The sequence below is a fragment of the Pseudoduganella sp. R-32 genome (genome assembly GCF_049913245.1).
GTDB lineage: Bacteria > Pseudomonadota > Gammaproteobacteria > Burkholderiales > Burkholderiaceae_D > Rugamonas.
Window position 1 is genome coordinate 512978 of the sequence record NZ_CP183987.1, and the last position, 23050, is coordinate 536027.

The 23050-nt window shown below is 60.3% G+C and carries 28 protein-coding genes; 16 read left to right on the forward strand and 12 right to left on the reverse strand.

The window, feature by feature from the left end; translation table 11 throughout:
- The 6 genes from gshA to ACN9MU_RS02465 form a co-directional block, all read right to left on the reverse strand.
- Positions 1 to 1593: a glutamate--cysteine ligase gene (gene gshA, locus ACN9MU_RS02440; RefSeq protein WP_426320303.1), complete on the reverse strand. Its 1593-nt coding sequence runs from the start codon at positions 1591 to 1593 to the stop codon at positions 1 to 3.
- A 110-nt stretch (positions 1594 to 1703) separates the two neighbouring features.
- Entirely contained in the window at positions 1704 to 2534 is an 831-nt protein-coding gene (gene prmC, locus ACN9MU_RS02445; RefSeq protein WP_426167160.1) for a peptide chain release factor N(5)-glutamine methyltransferase, read from the reverse strand.
- Positions 2531 to 2998 (reverse strand): disulfide bond formation protein B, encoded by a 468-nt coding sequence (locus tag ACN9MU_RS02450; protein WP_426344084.1) that lies wholly within the window; start codon positions 2996 to 2998, stop codon positions 2531 to 2533. The genes prmC and ACN9MU_RS02450 overlap by 4 nt, the downstream gene beginning before the upstream one ends.
- Positions 2999 to 3127: 129 nt before the next feature.
- Complete coding sequence (prfA, locus tag ACN9MU_RS02455; protein WP_342115890.1) at positions 3128 to 4204, reverse strand: peptide chain release factor 1; 1077 nt, start codon at positions 4202 to 4204, stop codon at positions 3128 to 3130.
- 85 nt (positions 4205 to 4289) lie between these two features.
- Complete coding sequence (hemA, locus tag ACN9MU_RS02460) at positions 4290 to 5564, reverse strand: glutamyl-tRNA reductase (protein ID WP_426344085.1); 1275 nt, start codon at positions 5562 to 5564, stop codon at positions 4290 to 4292.
- A 54-nt stretch (positions 5565 to 5618) separates the two neighbouring features.
- Positions 5619 to 6308, reverse strand: a complete 690-nt coding sequence (locus ACN9MU_RS02465; protein WP_426320308.1) for a response regulator transcription factor — start codon at positions 6306 to 6308, stop codon at positions 5619 to 5621.
- Between the two features lie 204 nt (positions 6309 to 6512).
- Between ACN9MU_RS02465 and ACN9MU_RS02470 the strand changes: the two genes are divergently transcribed.
- On the forward strand, positions 6513 to 7007 hold the full coding sequence (locus tag ACN9MU_RS02470; RefSeq protein ID WP_426167168.1) for a hypothetical protein: 495 nt from the start codon (positions 6513 to 6515) through the stop codon (positions 7005 to 7007).
- A 55-nt stretch (positions 7008 to 7062) separates the two neighbouring features.
- Here the strand turns inward: ACN9MU_RS02470 and minE are convergent, their stop codons facing one another.
- From minE to metE, 6 genes are all read right to left on the reverse strand, one after another.
- Positions 7063 to 7314: a cell division topological specificity factor MinE gene (gene minE, locus ACN9MU_RS02475; protein ID WP_130316192.1), complete on the reverse strand. Its 252-nt coding sequence runs from the start codon at positions 7312 to 7314 to the stop codon at positions 7063 to 7065.
- On the reverse strand, positions 7314 to 8129 hold the full coding sequence (gene minD, locus ACN9MU_RS02480) for a septum site-determining protein MinD (protein WP_130316191.1): 816 nt from the start codon (positions 8127 to 8129) through the stop codon (positions 7314 to 7316). The genes minE and minD overlap by 1 nt, the downstream gene beginning before the upstream one ends.
- A 21-nt stretch (positions 8130 to 8150) precedes the next feature.
- Positions 8151 to 8903, reverse strand: a complete 753-nt coding sequence (minC, locus tag ACN9MU_RS02485) for a septum site-determining protein MinC (RefSeq protein ID WP_426167171.1) — start codon at positions 8901 to 8903, stop codon at positions 8151 to 8153.
- An 82-nt stretch (positions 8904 to 8985) separates the two neighbouring features.
- Complete coding sequence (gene vapC, locus ACN9MU_RS02490; protein WP_426167173.1) at positions 8986 to 9375, reverse strand: type II toxin-antitoxin system VapC family toxin; 390 nt, start codon at positions 9373 to 9375, stop codon at positions 8986 to 8988.
- On the reverse strand, positions 9372 to 9566 hold the full coding sequence (locus ACN9MU_RS02495) for a type II toxin-antitoxin system VapB family antitoxin (RefSeq protein WP_426167175.1): 195 nt from the start codon (positions 9564 to 9566) through the stop codon (positions 9372 to 9374). Before ACN9MU_RS02495 ends, vapC begins: the two co-directional genes overlap by 4 nt.
- An 81-nt stretch (positions 9567 to 9647) precedes the next feature.
- Positions 9648 to 11978 carry a 5-methyltetrahydropteroyltriglutamate--homocysteine S-methyltransferase gene (gene metE, locus ACN9MU_RS02500; protein ID WP_426344086.1) on the reverse strand — a complete coding sequence of 777 codons (2331 nt, stop codon included), beginning with the start codon at positions 11976 to 11978 and terminating at the stop codon, positions 9648 to 9650.
- Positions 11979 to 12079: 101 nt separating this feature from the next.
- Between metE and ACN9MU_RS02505 the strand changes: the two genes are divergently transcribed.
- The 15 genes from ACN9MU_RS02505 (at position 12080) to ACN9MU_RS02575 (ending at position 23049) form a co-directional block, all read left to right on the forward strand.
- Positions 12080 to 12988 carry a LysR substrate-binding domain-containing protein gene (locus ACN9MU_RS02505; protein ID WP_426336812.1) on the forward strand — a complete coding sequence of 303 codons (909 nt, stop codon included), beginning with the start codon at positions 12080 to 12082 and terminating at the stop codon, positions 12986 to 12988.
- Positions 12989 to 13114: 126 nt separating this feature from the next.
- Positions 13115 to 13387, forward strand: coding sequence for a hypothetical protein (locus tag ACN9MU_RS02510; RefSeq protein ID WP_426167181.1), 273 nt, complete (start codon positions 13115 to 13117; stop codon positions 13385 to 13387).
- Between the two features lie 75 nt (positions 13388 to 13462).
- On the forward strand, positions 13463 to 14641 hold the full coding sequence (locus tag ACN9MU_RS02515; protein ID WP_426320319.1) for an acetyl-CoA C-acetyltransferase: 1179 nt from the start codon (positions 13463 to 13465) through the stop codon (positions 14639 to 14641).
- 31 nt (positions 14642 to 14672) lie between these two features.
- Positions 14673 to 15413: an acetoacetyl-CoA reductase gene (gene phbB, locus ACN9MU_RS02520; protein ID WP_426167185.1), complete on the forward strand. Its 741-nt coding sequence runs from the start codon at positions 14673 to 14675 to the stop codon at positions 15411 to 15413.
- A gap of 77 nt (positions 15414 to 15490) precedes the next feature.
- Positions 15491 to 15829, forward strand: a complete 339-nt coding sequence (locus ACN9MU_RS02525) for a hypothetical protein (RefSeq protein ID WP_426320321.1) — start codon at positions 15491 to 15493, stop codon at positions 15827 to 15829.
- 78 nt (positions 15830 to 15907) lie between these two features.
- Positions 15908 to 16288 carry a DUF1761 domain-containing protein gene (locus ACN9MU_RS02530; protein ID WP_426336814.1) on the forward strand — a complete coding sequence of 127 codons (381 nt, stop codon included), beginning with the start codon at positions 15908 to 15910 and terminating at the stop codon, positions 16286 to 16288.
- On the forward strand, positions 16279 to 17289 hold the full coding sequence (locus ACN9MU_RS02535) for a hypothetical protein (protein ID WP_426344087.1): 1011 nt from the start codon (positions 16279 to 16281) through the stop codon (positions 17287 to 17289). The genes ACN9MU_RS02530 and ACN9MU_RS02535 overlap by 10 nt, the downstream gene beginning before the upstream one ends.
- A 27-nt stretch (positions 17290 to 17316) precedes the next feature.
- Positions 17317 to 18165 carry an ATP-grasp domain-containing protein gene (locus ACN9MU_RS02540; protein ID WP_426344088.1) on the forward strand — a complete coding sequence of 283 codons (849 nt, stop codon included), beginning with the start codon at positions 17317 to 17319 and terminating at the stop codon, positions 18163 to 18165.
- Between the two features lie 140 nt (positions 18166 to 18305).
- Positions 18306 to 18755, forward strand: a complete 450-nt coding sequence (locus ACN9MU_RS02545; RefSeq protein ID WP_426167195.1) for a hypothetical protein — start codon at positions 18306 to 18308, stop codon at positions 18753 to 18755.
- A 14-nt stretch (positions 18756 to 18769) separates the two neighbouring features.
- Positions 18770 to 18991: a hypothetical protein gene (locus ACN9MU_RS02550; protein ID WP_426344089.1), complete on the forward strand. Its 222-nt coding sequence runs from the start codon at positions 18770 to 18772 to the stop codon at positions 18989 to 18991.
- A gap of 25 nt (positions 18992 to 19016) precedes the next feature.
- Positions 19017 to 19550: an ATP-grasp domain-containing protein gene (locus tag ACN9MU_RS02555; RefSeq protein ID WP_426344090.1), complete on the forward strand. Its 534-nt coding sequence runs from the start codon at positions 19017 to 19019 to the stop codon at positions 19548 to 19550.
- Positions 19551 to 19636: 86 nt separating this feature from the next.
- On the forward strand, positions 19637 to 20290 hold the full coding sequence (locus ACN9MU_RS02560; RefSeq protein ID WP_426167199.1) for a glutathione S-transferase family protein: 654 nt from the start codon (positions 19637 to 19639) through the stop codon (positions 20288 to 20290).
- 17 nt (positions 20291 to 20307) lie between these two features.
- Positions 20308 to 21600: an amino acid deaminase gene (locus ACN9MU_RS02565; protein WP_426167201.1), complete on the forward strand. Its 1293-nt coding sequence runs from the start codon at positions 20308 to 20310 to the stop codon at positions 21598 to 21600.
- Positions 21601 to 21637: 37 nt separating this feature from the next.
- Positions 21638 to 22597, forward strand: coding sequence for a prolyl aminopeptidase (pip, locus tag ACN9MU_RS02570; RefSeq protein ID WP_426344091.1), 960 nt, complete (start codon positions 21638 to 21640; stop codon positions 22595 to 22597).
- Positions 22597 to 23049 carry a DUF2721 domain-containing protein gene (locus ACN9MU_RS02575; protein WP_426167205.1) on the forward strand — a complete coding sequence of 151 codons (453 nt, stop codon included), beginning with the start codon at positions 22597 to 22599 and terminating at the stop codon, positions 23047 to 23049. Before pip ends, ACN9MU_RS02575 begins: the two co-directional genes overlap by 1 nt.
- Position 23050: the final 1 nt, after the last annotated feature.

Here is a 23050-nt window from a genome sequence, read left to right on the forward strand (position 1 = left end):
TCAGGTGCAGTGGTTCGGGCACAGGTTGCTGGCCCGGTAGGCCTTGACGTAATCGTCGAAACTGCCGGTCTGGGTACGTTCCAGTTGTTCCTGCTCCGCGATGGAGACGCGCGCCATTTCGCTGAAGCGCGCCACGTCCTCCGCGCTTGGCGGATGGCTGCGGAAGTAAGCCGCATGCTTTTCGCTCTGGTGCAGGCCGAAGGCCGTGAACGACTTGCCGTTCGCGCGCAGCGACTGCAGCACGCGCGCCGAAGGGGTGAGTTCGGGATCGTGCAGCTTGGCCGCCTGTGCTTCCAGCGCCGCCATGTGTTCGCGGCCGCCGTGCTCGCGGTCCAGCAACTCCGCCACGGGCTTGAAGCGCTCCAGCATGTCCAGGCCCCACTGCTTGAGCGTAACCTCTTCGCCATCGCGGGTCAGGGTCAGGCCCGGACGGCGGCCTTCCTTCACCGTGCGCGCGAAATTACGCGCCAGCAGTTCGCCATGCTCCGGCGTGATCAGCGGGCTTTCTTCCAGCGCGGCGAACAGCAGGAACACGTCGAGGAAACGGCCCGTCTGCACGTTGATGCCGACCGGTTCAAAGGGGTCAACATCCATGCAGCGCACTTCGATGTACTGCACGCCGCGGTTGCACAGCGCCTGGATCGGACGCTCGCCGGTGTTGATCACGCGCTTCGGACGGATGGTCGAGTAGTACTCGTTCTCGATCTGGATCACGTTGGTCGACAGCTGGACCCATTCGCCGTCCACCTTGGTGCCGATCTTCGCATACGGCTCGTAAGGCTGGTTGACCGCCTTGGTCAGCGTGGCTACATAGGAATCGAGGCTGTTCTCGTGAGGGTGCAGGCCCGATTGCGCCTCGTTCTGGTAACCCAGGTCGCTCATGCGCAGGCTGGTCGCATACGGCAGGTACAGCGTGTCGCCGGACAGCTTTTCCAGCTTGTGCGGGCGGCCGCGCAGGAAGCCCTCGGCCAACGCCGGCGAAGCGCCGAACAGGTACATCAGCAGCCAGCTGTAGCGGCGGAAGTTGCGAATGGTCGCCAGGTAGGCTTCCGACTGGTAAGCCTTGGGCGTCACGTTGGTCGCGCCCTCGTTCTCGGCCAGGATGCGCCACAGGCGCTCGTCCAGCGAGTAGTTGTAGTGGATGCCGGCGATGCACTGCATTGCCTTGCCATAGCGCAGGGCCAGGCCGCGCCGGTACACGTGCTTCAGCATGCCCAGGTTGGATTTGCCGTACCAGGCAATCTCGATGTCTTCCTCGGCCGGCAGCTCGCAGGGCATCGACTGGCTCCAGATCAGTTCATCGCCCAACTTGGTGTAGCTGAAACGGTGGATCGCATCCAGTCTTTCCAGCGTGGTCGCGATGTCATGCTCCGCCGGGGTGATGAACTCCAGCAGTGTCTCCGCGTAGTCGGTGGTGATGTGCGGGTGCGTCAGGGCCGAGCCCAGGGGCAGGGGATGGGGCGTACGCGCCAGGTGGCCGTCCGGTTGGACCCGCAAGGTTTCTCGCTCAATGCCGCGCAGGCCGCCGCCCAGCACTGCACGGTGCTGATCGTCGGCCAACAAGGCCAGGCGGCGAGTCAATAGATTGGACAATTTGCTTCCTTTCCGATGCAGCAAATCAAATTGGTGCGAGATTAACCGAAAACCGAAAAGCGCGTACGATGGCCCCCAAAAACGGCCCGGAAGCCGCATGTTGCCGTATTTTACCCGGGGCGGCGGCCGCCGCTGACCCGTTCGATGCCGGCCAGGTCTTGCCAGCTTTGCACATCAGTGTAACCGGATGACAACAGAAGCGCGCGCACGGCGGCGGCCTGGTCGTAGCCATGTTCCATCAGCAGCCAGCTGCCCGGCGCCAGCCTGGCCGGAGCGCCGGAAATGATGGTGCGCAGTGCGCTCAGGCCATCGGCAAAGTCGGTCAGCGCGCCGCTGGGTTCGAAACGCAGGTCGCCTTCGGACAGGTGGCGGTCGCCATCCGCGATATAGGGCGGATTGGAGACGATCAGGTCGAACTGTTCGCCCTGCACCGCGCCATACCAGTCGCTGTGCAGGAAACGCACCGCAGCGTTATTGCGCTGGGCATTGCGCGCAGCCACGGCCAAGGCCTCCTGGCTGACGTCCAGTGCTGTAACGCTGGCATCCGGCCGGCTATGGGCGACAGCGACGGCGATGGCGCCGCTGCCGGTGCCCATGTCCAGCACCTTGCCGCGCGGCGGCAGGCGCACCAGCGCCAGTTCCACCAGCAATTCCGTGTCGGGACGCGGGATCAATACCGCCGGCGTGGTCTCGAAATCAAGGCCGAAGAACTCACGCTGGCCGATGATATAGGCCACGGGCTCGCCATCATGGCGGCGCTGCAGCAGGGTGGCCACGCGCCCCGCCTCCTCCGCGCTCAGCACGCGATCGGATTGCGTAATCAGTGCCGTGCGGCTGATGCCCAGCGCATGGCAAACGAGGATGCGCTGGTCGACCGGATCGAGCAAAGGCTTGCGCTGCAAGGCGCCAAGCGTGATACCGGCCGTGACCTGGTCTTTCATGCGCGCTTGCGCAGCAGCAGCCACGCAGTGACGACGGCCAGGATGCCGAACCAGATGCAAGACCACATCGGGATCACCAGGCCAAAGAATTTCTCGTTCGCGTCCTGGCACAGTCCTTCAGCGTAAAACAGCCAAGGCAGGTATTCCGAGGTAGGGATTTTGTTCAGCATCGTTTCCATAGGATCGATGCCGCAGGACAGGCCAGGATGGGCCAGGATCCACAGCTGCTTGATCGCCACGCCCATGCCGCCCAAAGCGCCCAGCAGGCCAACACCCGCCGCAATGTTCGGCTTGGAAGTAAAGGCCCCGATCAAAGCCGCGAAGCCGATCGCGATGAACAGGTAGCGCTGGATCACGCACAGCGGGCAAGGCATCAGGTACATCACATGCTGCAGATACATTGCCGCGCCAATCATGCCAAAGCTCACAAAGGCGATCGCCAGCAGAACGTTACGGTTGCTCATCGTCATCAAGTTATCAGGGTTGAAAGTCCGCCCAATTCTCGCACAAAGCGCTGAAGCCTTCCTTAAACTAAGTCGGGGTCAGGTCTGGCACAGCTTAATGAGAAGCCAGACCTGACCCCGACTTTCAAATCAGTCGCCGAGGGCGGCCAGTTGCTCGGCCTGGTGCTCGGTGGTCAGGGCTGTCGTCAGTTCGTTCAAGTCGCCGTCCATGATCATGTCCAGCTTGTACAGCGTGAGGTTGATGCGGTGGTCGGTCATGCGGCCTTGCGGGAAGTTGTAGGTACGAATGCGCTCGCTGCGGTCGCCCGAGCCGATCAGGCTCTTGCGGGTGGCGGCTTCCTTCGATTGCTGTTCGCGCAGCTGCACGTCCTTGATGCGCGCTGCCAGCACCTTCATCGCGGAGGCTTTGTTCTTGTGCTGCGAGCGGTCGTCCTGGCATTCCACCACGATGCCCGATGGGAGGTGGGTGATGCGCACCGCGGAATCGGTCTTGTTGATGTGCTGCCCGCCGGCGCCGGAGGCGCGGAAGGTGTCGATGCGCAGGTCGGCCGGGTTGATGTGGACGTCTTCTACTTCATCCGCTTCCGGCATCACGGCTACGGTGCAGGCGGAAGTGTGGATGCGGCCCTGGGTCTCGGTGGCCGGCACGCGCTGCACGCGGTGGCCGCCAGACTCGAACTTCAGCTTCGAATAGGCGCCATTGCCGATGATGCGCGCGATGACCTCGCGGTAGCCGCCCAGGTCGCTTTCGGATGCGGACACAATCTCCACCTGCCAGCGTGAGCGCTCGGCAAAGCGGGTGTACATGCGCAGCAGGTCGCCGGCAAACAATGCCGACTCGTCGCCTCCGGTGCCGGCGCGGATCTCAAGGAAGATATTGCGCTCGTCGTTTTCATCCTTCGGCAGCAGCATCTTCTGCAGGTCCAGCTCCAGCCCGCCCAGGCGCGCCTTGCCAGCTTCGATTTCTTCCTGCGCGAATTCCTTCATGTCCGGATCGGACAACATCGCTTGCGCATCGTCGATATCGCCCAGCACCTGCAGGTAATCCTTGTACAGCGCCACCAGCGGTTGCAGCTCGCTGTGCTCGCGCGTCATCTTGCGGTAGCTGTCCATATTCGACGTTGCGCCTTCGGACATCAGCAGTTCGTCCAGTTCGACCAGGCGGTTTGCCAGTTGGTCCAGCTTGGCCAGCATTGATGGTTTCATTCGGGTCCTATGCGGAAGGAAGCGCCAGGCGGCGCGGAAAAACGGGAGGGGTGCCGCTTGTGCGGCAGGCTGCGGGGAGGCGCCGCTAACGGCGGCCGCGGAACAATTGTGGCAGCAGTTCGGCCAGTTGGGCGCGCTCGTCGCCCTGGGCCCGGTGCAGCGCCTGCTGCGGGCCGTGCATGAATTTGGCGGTCAGGCCCTTGGACAGCGCTTCCAGCACTGCATCGACAGGTTCACCCTTGGCCAGCAGCTTGCGTGCGCGTTCCAATTCCAGCAGGCGAATCACTTCGCCATTTTCCTGCAGTCCCTGGATCACCGGCACCACGGCGCGGTCGTCGATCCAGTGCATGAACGATTGCACGCGGGTTTCGATAATTGCCTCGGCCTGCGCAACCGCAGCCTGGCGGTTCTCCATGCCGGTCTGCACCACCTTGCCCAGGTCGTCCACGGTGTACAGGAAGACGTCGTTCAGGCGGCCCACTTCCGGCTCGATATCGCGCGGCACGGCCAGGTCGACCATGAACATCGGCTTGTGGCGGCGGGCCTTGATGGCGCGTTCCACCATGCCCAGCCCGATCAGCGGCAGCGAAGACGCGGTGCAGGAAATGACGATATCGTACTGGTGCAGCTGGTTGCCCAGTTCGGCCAGGCGCATGGCCTTGCCGTTGAATCGATGGGCCAGTGCTTCTCCGCGCTCCATCGTGCGGTTGGCAACAGTGATCGACTTCGGATTCTGCGCCGCGAAGTGCGTGGCGCACAGCTCGATCATTTCACCGGCGCCGATGAACAGCACGTTCTGCTCGGAGATCTTGTCGAAGATGCGCTGCGACAGGCGCACCGCCGCCGCCGCCATCGACACGCTGTGCGCGCCGATCTCGGTGGTGCTGCGCACTTCCTTGGCCACCGAGAAGCTGCGCTGGAACAGTTGGTGCAGGTAGGTGCCCAGTCCGCCCGCTTCATCGGCGGTACGGATCGCATCCTTGATCTGGCCCAGGATCTGGGTCTCGCCCAGCACCATCGAGTCCAGGCCGGATGCGACGCGGAAGGTATGGCGCACGGCATCGTGCTGCGGCAGCATGTACAGGTGCGGGCGCAGCTCGGAGTAATTCAGCTTGTGGAAATCGGCCAGGAACTGGGCGCCGGCGTCGAGCGGGGTGGCGGCATTGCTGGCAGCGTACAGCTCAGTGCGATTACAGGTGGACAGGATGGCTGCTTCGTCGCCGCCTTTCGAATCCGCGCAGGCAAACCAGTTGCGCGCGGCCGCCACAGCCGTCCCCAGCTGCTCAGGCGCGAACGCCAGCCGTTCGCGCAGCGCGACAGGTGCAGTGGTGTGGTTGAGGCCGACGGCGAGCAGTTGCATCTTGGTCCAGACGGAAGATTCCAGCCGCCATTATACCTTGAGCGAGTTTCCCTCTCAGGAACCCAGCTTTTCCAGCCGGTAGCCGTAGCTGTACACCGGCACCAGGCGGAAGCCGTTTTCAGGCTTCAACTGCAATTTATTGCGGACGCGGGAAACGTGGGTATCCATCGTGCGCGACGGGACTTCGGTTTCGCGGATCCAGACCGCTTCGTGGATATAGGCGCGCGACAGCGGACGGCCAATGTTGCGGAAAAACAGCAAAGCCAGGTAGAACTCTTTGTGGGTCACGTCCAGTACTTGCCCGTCCATCAACAAGCGGCCAGGACGCGTCTCGAAGACATATTGGCCGAACTGCAACTGTTCAGCGCCGTTCTGGCTCGGGTAGGCCAAGCGCAGTTGAGCCTGAACGCGCGCCACCAATTCGGCACGGCGCAGCGGTTTGACCAGGAAGTCTTCGGCCCCGGCCGACAGGCCGGCAACAATATCGTCTTCGCCGGAACTGGTGGTCAGGAACATCACAGGGCCGTTTTCAGGCAATTTTTCGCGGGCCTTGTGAATGACCTCGGCAGGATCCATATCGGACACCTGCCAGTCGAGAATCAGCATGTCGACGCTGTCCTTGCGCATATTGGCCAGCAAGTCCTTCCCGGTCTGGTACCCATGGCAGGCATGACCAGCAGAAGTCAGGACCTGGCAGATCAGGTCCGCCTGGCTTCGGTCAGCATCAAGGACAACGATTCTCATGTTCTTTACAGCAATAATGTTAAGAAGCAGTCACACGAATATAACAGAGATTTACAAGAAATAGTTACCAATTTGATCAAAGATTGCTATAAAGCACTATTCTATTGAGTGCCGTGTGAGGCAGTTCTTCATCACACGGTACACTGCTTGGGCTGCCAGCACAATGGAGAGGGTGCGCTTTTGCAAGTCGATTGGAGGTGAAACATGAAAAATGACTGGACTGTGTTGCCTTCCAGCGAAGCGGATATCGATGCGGTGCGCGAGCGTTGCAGGCGCCTAGTGCGGCGCCGCGCAGCAGTTTCGGCCGGCGTGGCGGCAGTACCAATCCCGGGGATCGACGTGGTGTCGGATCTGCGCCTGTTCACCCAGTTGATCGACGATGTCAACCACGAATTTGGCCTGTCGCCGGCCCAGATCGACCGCATGCAGCCGAAATTGAAGCTGATCGCTTACGAGGCTGTCATCAGCCTGGGCGGGATGCTGGTGGGGAAAGTTGTCACGCGCGAGCTGGTTGCGACGGTGTTGAAGCGCAGCGCGGGCAAGATTGCGGCCAAACAGGCGGGCAAACTGGTGCCTATTGCTGGTCAAATTGCGTCAGCTACTATTGGTTTCTTTGCCTTCCGGCAGATTGGCTACCAGCATGTGGATGCTTGCGCCAGGGTGGCCAGGCTGGTGCTGGCAGGGGCGGAAAACCGATAAACCGGCCGTCGCGGGCAAGTGTCAGACCCTGCGGGTCTGACACTGGTTTACCGGTTTAGGCGTCCGGCAGCACCACATTCACATCAAGCACTTCCAGGTTGCCCTGGCGATCCAGCGAGATCTTGATATCGTCCGCCGACACTTTGGTGTACTTCGAAATCACATCAACCAGCTCTTTGTGCAGTGCCGGCATGAAATCCGGCCCGGCGCGGCCATTACGCTCGCGAGCAATAATGATCTGCAAGCGCTCCTTTGCCGCAACCGCCGTCTTGGGCTTGTTCTGGAACAGGAAAGAAAGCAGGGCCATTATTTAGCTCCAAAGATACGCTTCAGGAAACCAGGCTTTTCATAGTCGGTAAACTTCAGCTCAACTTCTTCGCCCAGGAAGCGCGACACCACGTCGGTGTAGGCTTCGGCCACATCGGTTCCCTTGAAGTGGATTGCCGGGTTACCCTGGTTGGAAGCATGCAGCACTTGCTCCGACTCAGGGATGATGCCGATCAAAGGAATGCGCAGGATCTCTTGCACGTCTTCAAACGACAGCATCTCGCCCGCTTCTACGCGCTTCGGCGAGTAACGGGTGATCAGCAGGTGTTCCTTGACCGGTTCGCCGCCGGACAGCGCGCGGCGCGACTTGGCCTGGATGATGCCCAGGATGCGGTCGGAGTCACGCACCGACGACACTTCCGGGTTGGTCACGATCAGGGCCTCGTCGGCGAAGGTCAGCGCCATCAGGGCGCCGTGTTCGATACCGGCTGGCGAGTCGCAGACGATGAACTCGAAGTCCATCTTGATCAGCTCGGCCAGCACGGCTTCCACGCCGTCTTCGGTCAGGGCATCCTTGTCGCGGGTCTGGGACGCCGGCAGGATGTACAGGTTTTCGCAGTGCTTGTCCTTGATCAGAGCCTGGTTCAGGGTGGCTTCCTTGTGCACCACGTTGATCAGGTCATACACAACGCGTCGTTCGCAACCCATGATCAGGTCCAGGTTGCGCAGGCCGACGTCAAAGTCGATGACGACGGTTTTGTGGCCACGCATGGCGAGGCCGGTGGAGAAGCTGGCGCTGGAAGTCGTTTTGCCGACACCGCCCTTGCCGGACGTAACTACAATAATTCGTGCCACAAAGAATCCTTTACTGTTCTGTTATTTTGCGGAATTGACAGATTGTATATCCAGACTCTCGCCCTTTAGCCGGATTTGTACCGGTTTGCGTGCGTTTTCGGTCGGGAAACCATCCTCAAAAGTACGGTAAACACCTGCGATCGAGACCAGTTCCGGGCTCATCGACATAGCGAAAATACGGGCCGAGGCGTCGCCGGAAGCGCCAGCCAGGGCACGGCCGTTCAAAGTGTTGTAAACGTGAATACTGCCATCCGCGATGATCTCGGCGCCGTTGTTGACGACGGCCATCACGATCAGGTCGCCGCCGCGCGCATAAATGCGCTGGCCGGCCCGGACCGGGGTGTCGATGATCATGGTACCGCTGAATGCTGGTGCCGCCGGCGTGGGAGCCGGGGCCGGCGCAGGGGCCGGAGCTGGCGCTGGCTTCGGAGCAGGGACCGGCGCCTCTTCGCGCTTGCCGCTGTCCAGTTGCAGGCCGTGTTGCTGGATTTCTTCCACCATGTCCGGCTTGGCGTTGCGTACGGCAACCGGGTTCAGGCGGTATTTTTTCAGGAGGGCGATCGTTGCCGCCCAGTCAATGCGTTCGCAGCCAGGCGCCAGGTCACCGACGTCGATGACCGCCAGGTCCCCTTCGAAGAAATCGGAAACGCCGCCAGTCATCTCATGCATGGCGGCGTCGAGGGCGACGAGGTCGCTCGTGTACATAATGGCGGACACGGCGACAACGGTGGAAATCTTGATTTCGATAGGCTTTTGAAGCTTGCTTTTCGGCATAACAATCGCAGAGTAACGGGCATGGCCCAGGCTGGGTGCATTGTACTTTGCTTAAGCTTGCTTGGGGAGGGGAGCCCAGTGTTTATGCGGGCTGCAGGCCTAGATGAACGACGAACGGGTCGAAATCCCTGTCACTGTAGAGCAGTGCATGGCGCGATTCGATGCAACGCGTCGCGATCAAGGTGTCCACAGTTTTCCGGATGGTGACTCCAAGGGATTGCAATTGCCTGAAGTTCCTGGCTGCCTGGATTGCAATCTCGACACCACCGATGTCGATCGTCTCTAGTGTCAAAAGCAACTTTCTGGCCTGATTGAAGTCGCGCTGGCGACGGAAGCCCTGCAGCACTTCCGTCAAGATCAAGTCGCCGATAGCAATGGGCTCGTTGCCCAGCAATCGATCAAGCCGTTCGACTTGAGGCGTCGCATTGCCACGGAAATAGTCGATCCAGACGCTGGAATCGACCAGGATCATTTATCGACCCTCATTGCGTCCAGATCGCCTTCCCACTGCAATTTACCCTTGAAGCGCCGGATTTCCTCCTGTTGCTTTAGCCGCAACAACGTCCGAAGTCCCATTTCGACCGCTTCACGCTTGGTAGCGGCCCCGGTTAGTCGCAACGCGTCGTCCATCAATTTGTCGTCTATCTCGATATTGGTGCGCATGATGTGTACTCGCGGAGGTTCTTATACACATACTATGACGGCCTTGGCTTCGGCGCAAACGAGAAATTTGCGTGTACAAAGTTATGAAAGCTGGATTTCCGCGCGGAGTTGCTGGGCAGCGACAACCATATTTTGCAGGGCGGCGGACGTCTCTGGCCAGGCGCGGGTCTTGAGGCCGCAGTCCGGGTTGACCCAGAGCTGGGCTGGCGGGACGACTTTCGCAGCCTTGCGCAACAGCTCGGCCATTTCTTCACTGCCGGGAACGCGCGGCGAATGGATGTCGTACACGCCGGGGCCGATCTCGTTTGGATAGCGGAAGCTGGCAAAGCCGCCCAGCAGTTCCATCGCGGAACGGCTCGACTCGATCGTGATCACGTCCGCATCCAGCGCGGCAATCGCTGGCAGGATGTCGTTGAACTCGGCGTAGCACATATGGGTGTGGATTTGCGTCGCGTCGGCAGCCACCGCGGCGCTGATGCGGAAAGCTTTCGTGGCCCAGGCGAGGTAAGCATCCCAGCGGTTGCGGCGCAGCGGCAGGCCTTCGCGCAAGGCTGGCTCGTCGATCTGGATGATGGCGATGCCGGCGTTTTCCAGGTCGCGCACTTCGTCCCGGATGGCGGCAGCGATTTGCAGCGCGGTATCGGCGCGCGGCTGGTCGTCGCGCACGAAAGACCACTGCAGGATTGTTACCGGCCCGGTGAGCATGCCTTTCATCGGCTTGCGGGTCAGGCTTTGCGCGTATTCCGTCCAGCCAACCGTCATCGCTTGCGGGCGCTGCACAGCGCCGTAAATGACTGGCGGCTTCACGCAGCGCGAGCCGTAGGATTGCACCCAGCCGTTCGCGGTGAACGCAAATCCGTCGAGCTGTTCGCCGAAGTATTCGACCATGTCGTTGCGCTCGGCCTCGCCATGCACCAGCACGTCGAGGCCAAGTTCTTCCTGCGTGCGGACGGCATGCGCGATCTCGGCGCGCATCGCCTGTTGGTAGTCCGGCGCGGACAATTCGCCGCGCTTGAAGGCGGCGCGGGCAATGCGGATTTCCGGTGTCTGCGGAAAGGAACCGATGGTCGTGGTCGGGAATGCCGGCAACTGCAGGCGCTCGCGTTGCAAATGCTGGCGCTGCGCGAATGGCGAGTTGCGGCGCGCAGCGGCATCGTCCGACGCCAGGCCTGCCATGCGTGCTGACACATCGGCGTTGTGCACACGGGTGCTGGCGCGGCGGCCTTCCAGTGCTGCGCGCGCTTCGGCGAATCCTCGGGCAACCTGCCCCGACACTCGCTCATCGGCAGACAATGCCGCTTTAAGCAGCGCAAGCTCCGCCAGCTTTTCTTCGGCGAAGGCCAGCCACGAGCGCAACTCGTCGTCCAGCGCAGGTTCCGCCGCCAGGCTGTACGGCACATGCAGCAGCGAGCACGAGGTCGACAGCCACACCGGGCCACTGCGCTTGGATAGGACCGGCATCAGCGTGGCCATGGTTGCATCGAGATCGGTGCGCCAGATGTTGCGGCCATCGATCACGCCGATCGACAGCACCTTGTGCGCCGGCAGCCAGTCGGCCACGCTGGTCAGCTCGCTGGCGGCGCGTACCGCATCCACATGCAGGCCTGCGACGGGCAGGCGGCAGGCCAGGCTGACGTTTTCCTCCAGCGGCGAGAAATAGGTAGCGACAATCAGTTCGGCGCCCGCCTGGTTGAGCAGCCAGTACGCTGGTTCGAAGGCATTACGCCAAGCGTTGGGCAGGTCGAGGCCGAGGATCGGCTCATCGAGTTGCACCCAGTCGGCGCCGGCAACGCGCAACTGCATCAGCAAGCGGCTGTATTGTGGCAGCAGGCGATCGAGCAGGTCGAGGCGGCTGAAGCCTGGCGCTGCGTCGCGTTCCTTGCCAAGCCAGAGGAGGGTCAGTGGGCCGAGCAGGACGGCCTTGACGCGATGCCCGGCGACGCGGGCTTCGCTTACTTCGTCCAGCAGGCGCTTGCTGTACAGGTCGAAGGAAGTGGATTCGCTGAATTCCGGCACCAGATAGTGGTAGTTGGTGTCGAACCACTTGGTCATCTCCAGCGCTGCACCATTGTGGCCGCAGCCGCACGATGCGTGTGCACTGTCGCCGCGCGCCATGGCGAAATAGCGCGCCAGTGGCGTCTCTTCGCCAGTGAAACCGAAGCGCGCCGGTTCGCAGCCGAACAGCTGGATATGGTTGGCTACGTGGTCGTACAAGGCAAAGTCGCCTACCGTCACGAAGTCCAGGCCATGCTGGTGCTGGGTTTCCCAGTGCCGGGCACGGAGATTGCTGGCAGTTTGCTGCAGCGCGGCCTCGGACGATTCACCGCGCCAGAAGCGCTCCAGCGCGAATTTCAGTTCGCGCGCTGCGCCGATGCGTGGAAAGCCAGGAATATGTGTTTGAACGAGTTTCATTTTTGTCATGCTTAAGAAATATTGGTGAAGTACAGTTTGCGGCATGACGGCATATAATAAAAACGAAACTTTTTATGCATCCACTTGAAAACTTTTCATACATGCTTGAGATTCGTCACCTGCGCACGCTGTCTGCGCTTCGTTCCTCCGGTAGCCTGGTCAAGGCGGCACAACTGCTCAACCTGACGCAGTCGGCTTTGTCGCACCAGATCAAGTTGCTGGAAGATCGCTACGGTACGCCGCTATTTGAGCGTAAATCGATACCGATCGGCTTCACCGCGACCGGCGAACGTCTGCTGAAACTGGCCGATACCCTGCTGCCGGAAGTCGAGCGCGCCGAGCGCGACGTGCTGCGCCTGTCGCAGGGCGACACCGGCCAGTTGCGGGTCGCACTTGAATGCCATACCTGTTTCGACTGGCTGATGCCGGTGATGGATGCTTTCCGTACCCGCTGGCCGGAGGTTGAAATCGACCTGGTGTCCGGCTTCCACAGCGAACCCGCCGACCTGCTGCGCAGCGGTGCAGCTGACCTCGTGATCGGATCGGACTACAGCGCCGAGTACTCAACCTTTCCGCTGTTCCGCTTCGAAATCCTGACCGTCATGGCGCAGAAGCATCGGCTCGCCACGCAGCGCCGCCTGTCGGCCCAGGACTTCGCGGGCGAAACCCTGATCACCTACCCGGTACCGGAAACACGCATCGACCTGATCCGCGAAGTGCTGCGTCCAGCCGGCATTGAGTTCCAGCGCCGCACCGCCGAACTCACGGTCATGATTCTGCAACTGGTTGCAAGCCGGCGCGGCGTGGCCGCATTGCCGAACTGGGCGATCAAGAATTACGTCGACTACGACTACGTCAGCGCCCGTCCGATCGGCGAGACCGGCTTGTGGAGCGACCTGTTCGTCTCGGTGCCGCCAGCCTTGCAGCACAAGGCTTATGTGTCCGACTTCGTCAACGTGATACGTGAGCAGTGCGCCGCCACGCTGGACGGTATCAAGTTATTGTCGTGACATCGTGTAGGGATTTATGCAAAATGAAAGCAGCCTTGATGTTTATCAAACGTTTGTCAGGAATCGCGCACTAACATGAGAAGTCTTGCGGTATCTCAGCCACCGAACAACTGAAGGAGCATGGGCATGTACGCGTTCAATGATGAATTTTCCCGCGCCGCACAAGCGGCTTTTGACGCGCAACTCGCCAGCTTCGCCAGCATCTGTGACTGGCATCGTGATACCACATTGGCTTCTCTTGCTGCCATGACCGCAGCCTCCAACGAATTCCTGGCCATCCAGCATCCACAAGACCTGCTGCAAATGGCAACCGACCAGGGCAAGCACGCCATCGACCGTGCGCAGGCTTATGGACGCGAGGCAACAGAAGTGGCTTTGAATAAGCCCCTGTTCCGGTAGGCCATAGCTGGCCGCACGCATGGCACTTAGCTAGAATGCATTGAATGATTTTCAAACCACTCCCGGAGAAGCAGAATGGATGATGTAGTAATTGTTGCAGCAGGCCGTACCGCCGTTGGCAAGTTCGGCGGTTCCCTGGCCAAGACCCCGGCAGCAGAGCTGGGCGCCCATGTCATCAAGGGCCTGTTGGCCCAGACCGGCATCGACCCTAACCTGGTCAGCGAAGTGATCATGGGCCAGGTGCTGACCGCTGGCGTTGGCCAGAATCCTGCGCGCCAGGCCGTAATCAAGTCCGGCCTGCCAAGCGCCATTCCGGGCTATACCATCAATAAGGTGTGCGGCAGCGGACTGAAGGCCACCCACCTGGCAGCGCAAGCTATCAAGTGCGGCGACGCCAACATCATCATCGCCGGCGGCCAGGAAAACATGAGCGCCTCGCCGCACGTGCTGAACGGCTCGCGCGACGGCTTCCGCATGGGCGACGCCAAGATGGTCGACACCATGATCGTCGATGGCCTGTGGGACGTGTACAACCAGTACCACATGGGCATCACCGCCGAGAACGTCGCCAAGAAATACGATATCTCGCGCAGCCAGCAAGATGAATTCGCGCTGCAGTCACAGCTGAAAGCGGAAGCCGCGCAAAAGGCCGGCAAGTTCAAGGACGAGATCCTGCCGCTGGAAATCGTGCAGAAGAAAGGCAGCATCTTCTTCGATCAGGACGAATACGTGAAGCCAGGTTCGACCCTGGAAGCGCTGTCCGGCCTGCGCCCAGCCTTCGACAAGGCAGGCTCCGTCACCGCCGGCAATGCTTCCGGCATCAACGACGGCGCCGCAGCGGTGATGATGATGTCCGCCAGGCAGGCCAAGGAACTGGGCCTGACTCCGCTGGCCCGCATCAAGGCTTACGCCTCGTCCGGCCTCGACCCGGCTTATATGGGCATGGGCCCGGTCCCCGCTTCGCAACTGTGCCTGAAGAAGGCCGGCTGGTCGCCACAGGACCTGGACCTGATGGAGATCAACGAAGCGTTCGCCGCGCAAGCCTGCGCCGTGAACAAGGAAATGGGCTGGGACACCAGCAAGATCAACGTCAACGGCGGCGCGATTGCGATCGGCCACCCGATCGGCGCATCCGGCGCCCGCATCCTGGTGACCCTGCTGCATGAAATGGTTCGCCGTGACGCCAAGAAGGGCCTGGCCTCGCTGTGCATCGGCGGCGGCATGGGCGTAGCACTGGCAGTTGAGAGGGAATGAGCTTTCGTTTAAATAAATAGGGGAACATTAAATGGCACGAGTTGCATTGGTAACAGGCGGCATGGGTGGTCTGGGCGAAGCGATCTGCATCAAGATGGTCGCACTGGGCTACAAAGTGGTAACCACGTATTCCCCGAGCAATAAGACGCACGAGTCGTGGCTGGCCACGATGAAGGACCAGGGCTATAACTTCACGGCCTATCCTTGCGATGTGTCGGACTACGATTCGGCGCAAACCTGCATCGCAGCAGTCGAGCGCGACATCGGCCCGGTTGACGTGCTGGTGAATAACGCCGGTATCACCCGCGACATGACCTTCAAGAAGATGGACAAGGTCAATTGGGACGCCGTGATGAAGACCAACCTGGACTCCGTGTTCAACATGACCAAGCCGGTAGCGGATGGCATGGTGGACCGTGGCTGGGGCCGCATCATCAACATCTCCTCGGTGAACGGCCAGAAGGGTGCATTCGGCCAGACCAACTACTCGGCGGCTAAGGCTGGCGTGCATGGCTTCACCAAGGCGCTGGCGCTGGAAGTGGCACGCAAGGGCGTGACCGTCAACACCATCTCGCCAGGCTATATCGGCACCAAGATGGTGATGGAGATCCCGAAAGACGTGCTGGATTCGAAGATCATCCCGCAGATCCCGATGGCGCGCCTGGGCAAGCCGGAAGAAGTAGCCGGCCTGGTGGCCTACCTGGCATCGGAAGAAGCGGCCTTCGTCACCGGCGCTAATATCGCGATCAACGGCGGCCAGCACATGTCCTGATCGAAGCAAAGAGCAACGCAACACCCAAACGCCGTCCGGCCTCCGCGCCGGTCGGCGTTTGTTCTTTTGGAGGCGCCATGAAAAAAATGCTGCCCGTGCTGCTGCTTGTAGCCTGCAGCCGCGACATCCCGCAAGACAAGCTGCTCGACATCCTGAACCAGCGCGCGCCGCTGGTAGCGCACATCGGTCCCGTCATCAAGGTCGACGTGCTGAGCACCGCCAAGGCCGCCGCCACCGGCCGCAGTTGTGAAGTCCGCCTGATGCACGTCACCGGCAAGAAAGGCTCCACCTACGTCAGCTTCCTGCGCCGCGAAGAACCCGGCGGCACCGAATCCGCCCTGACCTGGGCCGATGACCGCCAAGCCGCCAGTGGCAAGATGGGAGAAATGCTTTCGGCGCATTGCAACAACAAGTGATTGACGCACGCTGCCCGGCTCACATATCGTTCATTCTCAACAATAATTTGCTGGGGGGCAACGATGCATATGATGGGCATGAATATTTTCGCCGCGCTGCTGGCCGCGGTATCGAGTTTCATGTTGGGCGGCCTGTGGTATTCGCCGGCCGTGTTCGGCAAGATGTGGAATGACGAGAACGGCGGCGTCAAACCGGACGGCCATCCGGCACGCGTATTCGGCGTGGCATTTGTCTTTTCCCTTCTCGCGGCGTTCGCGTTTGCACGCTGGGTCGGCCCGGCGCCAACGCTCGACTATGCCATCAAGCACGCCTTGCTGGCTGGCTTCGGCATGGTGGCAGCCAGCTTCGGCATCAACTACCAGTTCGCCAACCGCAGCGTCAAGCTGCTACTGATCGACGGTGGTTACCACACTGCGCAGTTCCTCGTTTTCGGACTGATCCTCGGTTTATGGCATTGAGCATTGTCGTGATGTGGACAGTTGCCGCGATTATCGCGTTGAATTGGCTGTCCCTCATTGCATATATCGTCACAAGGCACGAAGGTAACTTCTCCTTTGCCCCGCCATTTCTGTGTGGCATTGCCGGCGCTATCGCAAGTGCCATGTCGAATGAGCCGTATGGCTTCGCGATCTCTGCAGCATTCTTGCTGCTTGACCCCAGCATAGGACTGGCGCTGGGGACTATCGCCTTTAAGAAATGTCGGGGGGGGCTCAACGCAATGAGAATACTGAAAAAGCTGATTGAAGTCTTCGATCGCAGAAAGAGCCGGGAAGGCCCTGTGGCCTCGGCTGCGGCGCCGTTTGAAACGCCAAGTTCGTCAGGGAATACGAAAGTTAGGCCGACCGCTAGAAGTATCATTGAAGCACTTCGCAGCGATGAGATGATTATAGCCAAGCGTCAGCTACGGGAGTGGTGGATCGGCTTGCATAAAGAGTGGCTTCCTTCCGGCGAATGCTGGGTCATTGGAGGATACTTCTTCTTCTTTGATTTCCAATGGCCACTAGTCGAGGCTATTGGCAATGCTTTCGAAAGCGCATCAAGCCCGAGAATTTTCGTCGGCCGAGCCGCATACTGGCGAGTCGCATCCATTGAACTGTGGGAGGCCGGAAAAATCGAAGTACTTCGCAGGAGACTTCCGGGAGCACTAAGGATCTACGATCCCCAGGTCTACTTGATCTGGGCGAGGGTATTGGTTCTCGATGGTAAGTCGCTGGAAGCTGGAAAGTATTTCCTCTTCTCTGGTCTGTATGATGATTCCGAGAGTGAGTTTGTATCGCACTTCAAACGGACTCTCGCTCGGGCACATCCGAACGAAATCACTGGAAGAATGCCTGGGCCTTGCACAACAAGAAGGGCAAGGCGAGGATTCCCACCTAAGGTTTATGAGGACTTGGCAACCGTGCCCAGTCCGGAATGGTTGAGGCGACGTCCCGCTCAGTTGATGTGGGCGACATATTAGCCTCATGACCACAACATTGCGCATAGAATGGGTTATGCATTGAGCAGGGTGAACGTTGCGCGTATTGAGAAAAAGCTTTTCGTTGTTAGCGACGTGGTGGGCGTATCCGCATACGACTTCAACTTCGATTTGCACTTTGCATGCGATCATCCATATCAGGTCGAGGGCGAGTCGCTGTGCATCTTGAGGATCGGCCCTATCGACGATTACGCAGCCGAATTCAGGGAGAAGCTGGACATGGGGCTACGCCTCGTGAACTCCCCGGACGAGCACTCCCGCGCCAGTGAACTTGAACACTGGTATCCCTACCTGGAAGGGCTCACGCCGCGAACCCAGGTCTTTGATGCGTTGCCGCACGTGGAAGAAATCGAACAAGATTTCCAGTGGCCAGTCTTCATGAAGGGCTCCAGGCAAACGAGCAAGCATAATCCTGATCTGTCTGTCATTCAAAGCCGTGAGCACTATGCATTGGTTTCGGAGAAGTATCGTAACGATCCGATCCTGCACTGGCAGAAGCCGGTAATTCGAGAGTTTGTCCCACTTATGTCGGTGGAGGGCAGTGTCCCAGGTAAGGTTAAGCCGTCGATGGAGTATCGATCATTCTGGTGGCATGGCAAGTGTGTCGGTTGGGGGCGGTACTGGTACCAGGTCGCTCCGTATCATTGCGCCGATGTTGATGCCGGGCTAGAGGTCGCCAGGCAAGCCGCCGCGCGCCTTGATGTGCCATTCCTCGTAGCAGATTTCGCAAAAACCGCAAATGGGCGTTGGATCGTGATCGAGTGTAATGATGCGCAGGAGTCCGGCTATGCAGGCATTCCTCCGCAGGTGCTCTGGCAAAACGTTCTCGCGCAATTTCTCAGCCCTTGTCAAAGATGACAAGGCCGTACGAATGGAGACCGATCCCGCACCATCTGGATATTGTTTGTCCAGCGTGCAAGCAGCGCGCAGAATTCGAGTTTGCCGAAGTTGTTTGCATCAAGCTGAAATCGGATGTGGAATTTTTTCAGAAGAGCAGCTTGTTCGAGTACCAGCAGTTCCAGGACTCATGCGGCCATAAGTGGCATGCGGCACTCTATTACCAGGGACTTCATGGTCGTCCCGAGAAGGCACTTCACGAACTCCCTGATGGCTATTCCGCGGACGACTGGGAGCATTCGCGGTTTCTCAAAAATCGTAGCGGCTGGCCGGTTGGCTCGATTCGATGTGGTTCCTGCCATCTGCGGCGCAAGCATGTGTTGAGCTGGCCCACAGACGCCTATTTTTCGATCACCTACCGCAACCATGTGCTCTGGGCGTTTCACCGCGAATCCGCCAGCGAAGTGTTGCAGTACTTGCTGTCCAAGGACAGGAATCGGTCGCGGTATCGTTGGGGTTGCTTCATGCTGTACATTCCAACTATATTCAAAACAGGTAAGGCCAGGGAGTCCGTTGCAAAGCAACTGAAAAACCTGCTCCTGCTGCCATAACTGGAAAGCCCCGAATGTATTTGTTATACCCTTCTGATCCATTCAATAAATCAGCCGTGGACGAAGAGTACGCGGAAGAGTTTGCTGCCGTCATTAAGGCGGGCCTTGCTTACTCCCTGTTCTCGTTTGAAGACTTTGAGAGCGATCGGTTCCGCGCCAGGCCGGTGCTCCCGGCTGGCGTGAAGGTCGTTTATCGAGGATGGATGATGACGCCCGAGTCGTATGCTCGTGGCTGAAGGCGTTGCCGCGAGTGGGGCGCAAATGAAGACCAGTGCCGAGGAATACCGCCGGTGTCATTATTTGCCAGAGTGGTATCCCGTTTGTGAAGCGTGGACGCCCGAAACCATCGTGGCGGAAAGAAGCGCCGACTTTGTGAGTCTTGTCAGTGGCAAGAATTGGCCAGCTTATTTCGTCAAGGATTACGTCAAGTCACTCACCACGCAGCGTGGGTCGGTCGCACAAACGCCTGAAGGGATCGCGGAAGTGGTTTCCCTGATTGCGCAATACAGGGGCTCGGTGGAGGGCGGGATATGTATTCGCAAGTTTGAGGAGCTCCGTCCCGAAACCGAAGAACGATACTTCGTACTCAACCGGAAAGCGTTCTCAAGGGACGGAAATGTTCCTGCACTCGTTGCGGAAGTGGCCGAACGTGTTTCGAGCCCCTTCTTTTCCGTTGACACTGTCCTTGATGCGTCTGGCCAATTGAGGTTGATAGAACTGGGTGACGGACAGGTATCAGATAGGAAAAAGTGGACGCCTGCCCAGTTTGCTGCAATGCTTCAGAACCAGCCGTAAGATCAACGGCTTATGTCGATTTCACCGCTGGTGATTCGTCGTCATTCCTGAAAGGGCATTTTCGCCTCGATTACCAGGAGACTCCGATGAACAAAACCATTACTGCATTCGAACGTTCGCCCGATGGCGGCATGGGCCTGGCACGCGATACGCGCGTCCGCTGGGCGCTCGAAGAAACAGGCCAGGCTTACGAGGTACGGCCGGTTTCCTTCGCCGCGATGAAGGAGCCTAAGCACCTTGCCCTGCATCCGTTCGGCCAGATTCCGACCTATGAGGAAGGCGACCTGACGTTGTTCGAGTCGGGCGCGATCATTTTCCATATCGCTTCGCACTATCCGGGCCTGTTGCCGGAGGATGCCAATGCCCGGGCGCGTGCGATCACATGGATGTTTGCGGCACTCAACACGGTTGAGCCGCCGATCCTGGAAATCGTTATCGCCAAATTCCAGGAGGGTGACAAGCCGTGGAGCAAAGAGCGCCTGCCCCTGATCATGGATCGTATCCGCGTTCGGCTTGGCCAGCTCTCCGCGCGCCTGGGTGATGCACAATGGCTGGATGGCGATTTCAGCGCGGGCGACCTGGTCATGGTGTCGGTGCTGCTCAGGCTCAAGCCATCGGGTATCCTCAGTGAATTCCCCCGACTGGCCGCATATGTGGCCCGTGGCGAAGCGCGCCCCGCCTACAAGCGAGCCTTTGCCGCACAGTTGGCGTTTAATACTGCCGAGCCAGCGGCCGGCTGACGATGATTGGATGACTTATGTACGCGCTGCCCGAACTCGATGAACAAATCCTGCAGCCTGGCGTGAAAGGCCTGCCTATCGTGGAGCCGCTGCGTCAGCACATGATCGGCGCCCAGCATTGGAACGTGCTGGCGGCGGACACGAGCCTGCCGGTGGCGGTACTGAAGGCTTCTGCACTGCAGCACAACCTGGCCTGGATGCGCGGCTTCTGCGAGCGCCATGGGGTGCTGTTGGCGCCGCACGGCAAGACCACCATGAGCCCGCATCTGTTCGCGGCGCAAATCGAGAACGGCGCCTGGGGAATCACGCTGGCCACTATCCCGCAGGTGCAGATCGCGGCGCGTTTTGGCGTGCGGCGCGTGATCCTCGCCAATGAACTGGTGGCGCCGGCCGATATCCGCGCGGTACTGCACCTGATGCAGGAGGACCATTCCTTCGAGTTCTTCGCACTGGTCGATTCGCAGCAAGGCGTCGAGCGCCTGGCGCGTGCCGTGCAGGCCTTAGGGCTCGCGCGGCCCTTGCCGTTGCTGGTTGAACTGGGCATGAAGGGCAGGCGCGCCGGATGCCGCGATCCGGAGGAAGTGATGGCGGTAGCGCGTGCCATCGCCGCTGCACCCGGACTGCAACTGGCCGGCATCGAGGGCTATGAAGGCCTGGTCGTGACCGACAACCGCGATGCCGATGTGGAGCTGGTCAACGGCTTCCTGCAGCGCATGGCGGAAATGCTGAGGGCCGCGGCGGCGGAAGGCCTGTTCGGCGGCGAGCAGGTGATTATCTCTGCCGGCGGCTCGGCCTATTTCGACCGCGTGGCGCGCGAGTTTGCCGGGCTGGCCGTGCAAGGCAAGAAAGTCCTGCCGATCCTGCGCAGCGGATGCTACCTGACCAATGACCACGGCTACTACGGTGGTTTGACCAGTGAACTGGCCAGCCGCGAGGGCAAGGCGGCAGGGGAGGGCCTGCGGCCGGCGCTGGAAGTCTGGACCACGGTACTGTCGCTCCCCGAGCCGAACCTGGCCATCCTGTCCATGGGCAAGCGCGATGCCTCGCACGACCTGGGCCTGCCGCGGCCAATCGCCGCGCATCGGCCGGGCGCGGGCGCGCTGGCGCTGCCGGAGGGCGCCGTGATCGACAAGATGAACGACCAGCACGCCTACCTGCGCTGGCCGGAGGGCGTCGAAGGGGGCCTGCAGGTGGGCGACCTGGTGGGCTGCGGCATCTCCCACCCCTGCACCACCTTCGACAAATGGCCGCTGATGCTGCTTGTGGATGACACGTACAACGTTCTTCAAGCCATCAATACCTTCTTCTGAGCGGTTACAATCTTGGCTTCACGCACAGAGGATAGACATGCCCGACGCCTTGCCACACCTGTTCCCGCCAATCCAGCCCCGCAATAGCGGCATGCTGGCTGTCGATGACATCCATACAATTTATTGGGAAGAGGTGGGCAACCCGAACGGCATTCCGGTCGTCTTCTTCCACGGCGGCCCTGGCGCAGGCATGTCGCCGCAGCACCGCCGCTTCTTCAACCCGGACCACTACCGGGTCATCCTGTTTGACCAGCGCGGCGCCGGCAAATCGACCCCGTTGGGCGAGGTGCGCAACAACACCACCCAGCTCCTGATTGAGGACATCGAGCGCCTGCGCGCCCTGTTCGGCATCGATAAATGGCTGGTATTCGGCGGCTCCTGGGGCTCGACGCTGGCGCTGGCTTACGGCCAGGCCCACCCGGAGCGTTGCCTGGGCTTCGTCCTGCGCGGCATCTTCCTCTGCACGCAAAAGGAAATCGACTGGTTCCTGCAAGGCTCGGAATGGTTCCATCCCGAGGTTTACGACGAATTCGTCGCCTCCATCCCGGCCCAAGAGCGGGGCAACCTGCTGCAAGCCTACGTCAAGCGCATCATGGACCCGAACCCGGACGTGCACTGGCCCGCCGTGCGCGCGTGGAGCAAGTTCGAAGGCCGCCGCGTCTTCCTGCTGCCGCAGCCGGAGGAACCGCCATCGGACACCCTCGACCTGGGCGTCGGCCGCATGGAATCGCACTACATGGCCAACCTGGGCTTCTTCTCCGACGGCCAGTTGCTGGCCAATGTTCCGCGTATCGCCCACCTGCCGGCGGTGATCGTCCAGGGCCGCTATGACGTGATCTGCCCGCCGGTATCGGCCTGGCGCCTGCAGCAGGCCTGGGGCGCCAATGCCGTGATGAAGATGATTCCGGACGCCGGCCACGGCGCCATGGAGCAGGGCATCAGCCGCGCCCTGGTCAACGCTACCGAACAATTCCGTCAGCAAGGACGCTTCGCATAATGAATCTGCAGCTTGGCGACATCGCCCACATCATCCAGCTTGCGATTGCCCCGGTTTTCATGCTGTCCACAGTCTGCACCAATCTCCTGGTGCTGCTGAACCGCCTGGCGCGCATCATCGACCGCTCGCGCGTGCTGGAAGAGCGCCTCGACGTGGCCTATAACGACACGTATATCAACGAGCTCGATATCCTGTACCGCCGCTCTCACCTGATCAATGTTGCGATTGCGCTGTGCACGGCCTGCGGCCTGTTCGTCTGCCTGGTGGTGGCTCTGCTGTTCGTTGGCGACGCTACCAACGTCGCGCTGGACAAGTACATTGCCGGCCTGTTCATCGCCGCGATGATTTGCCTGATCGGCAACTTCGGCTACCTGCTGCGCGAAATCTTCATCGCCTCGACATTCATGCGTGCCCACCGCCACGTGCGGCACATCGAAAGAAATCCAAACTAAG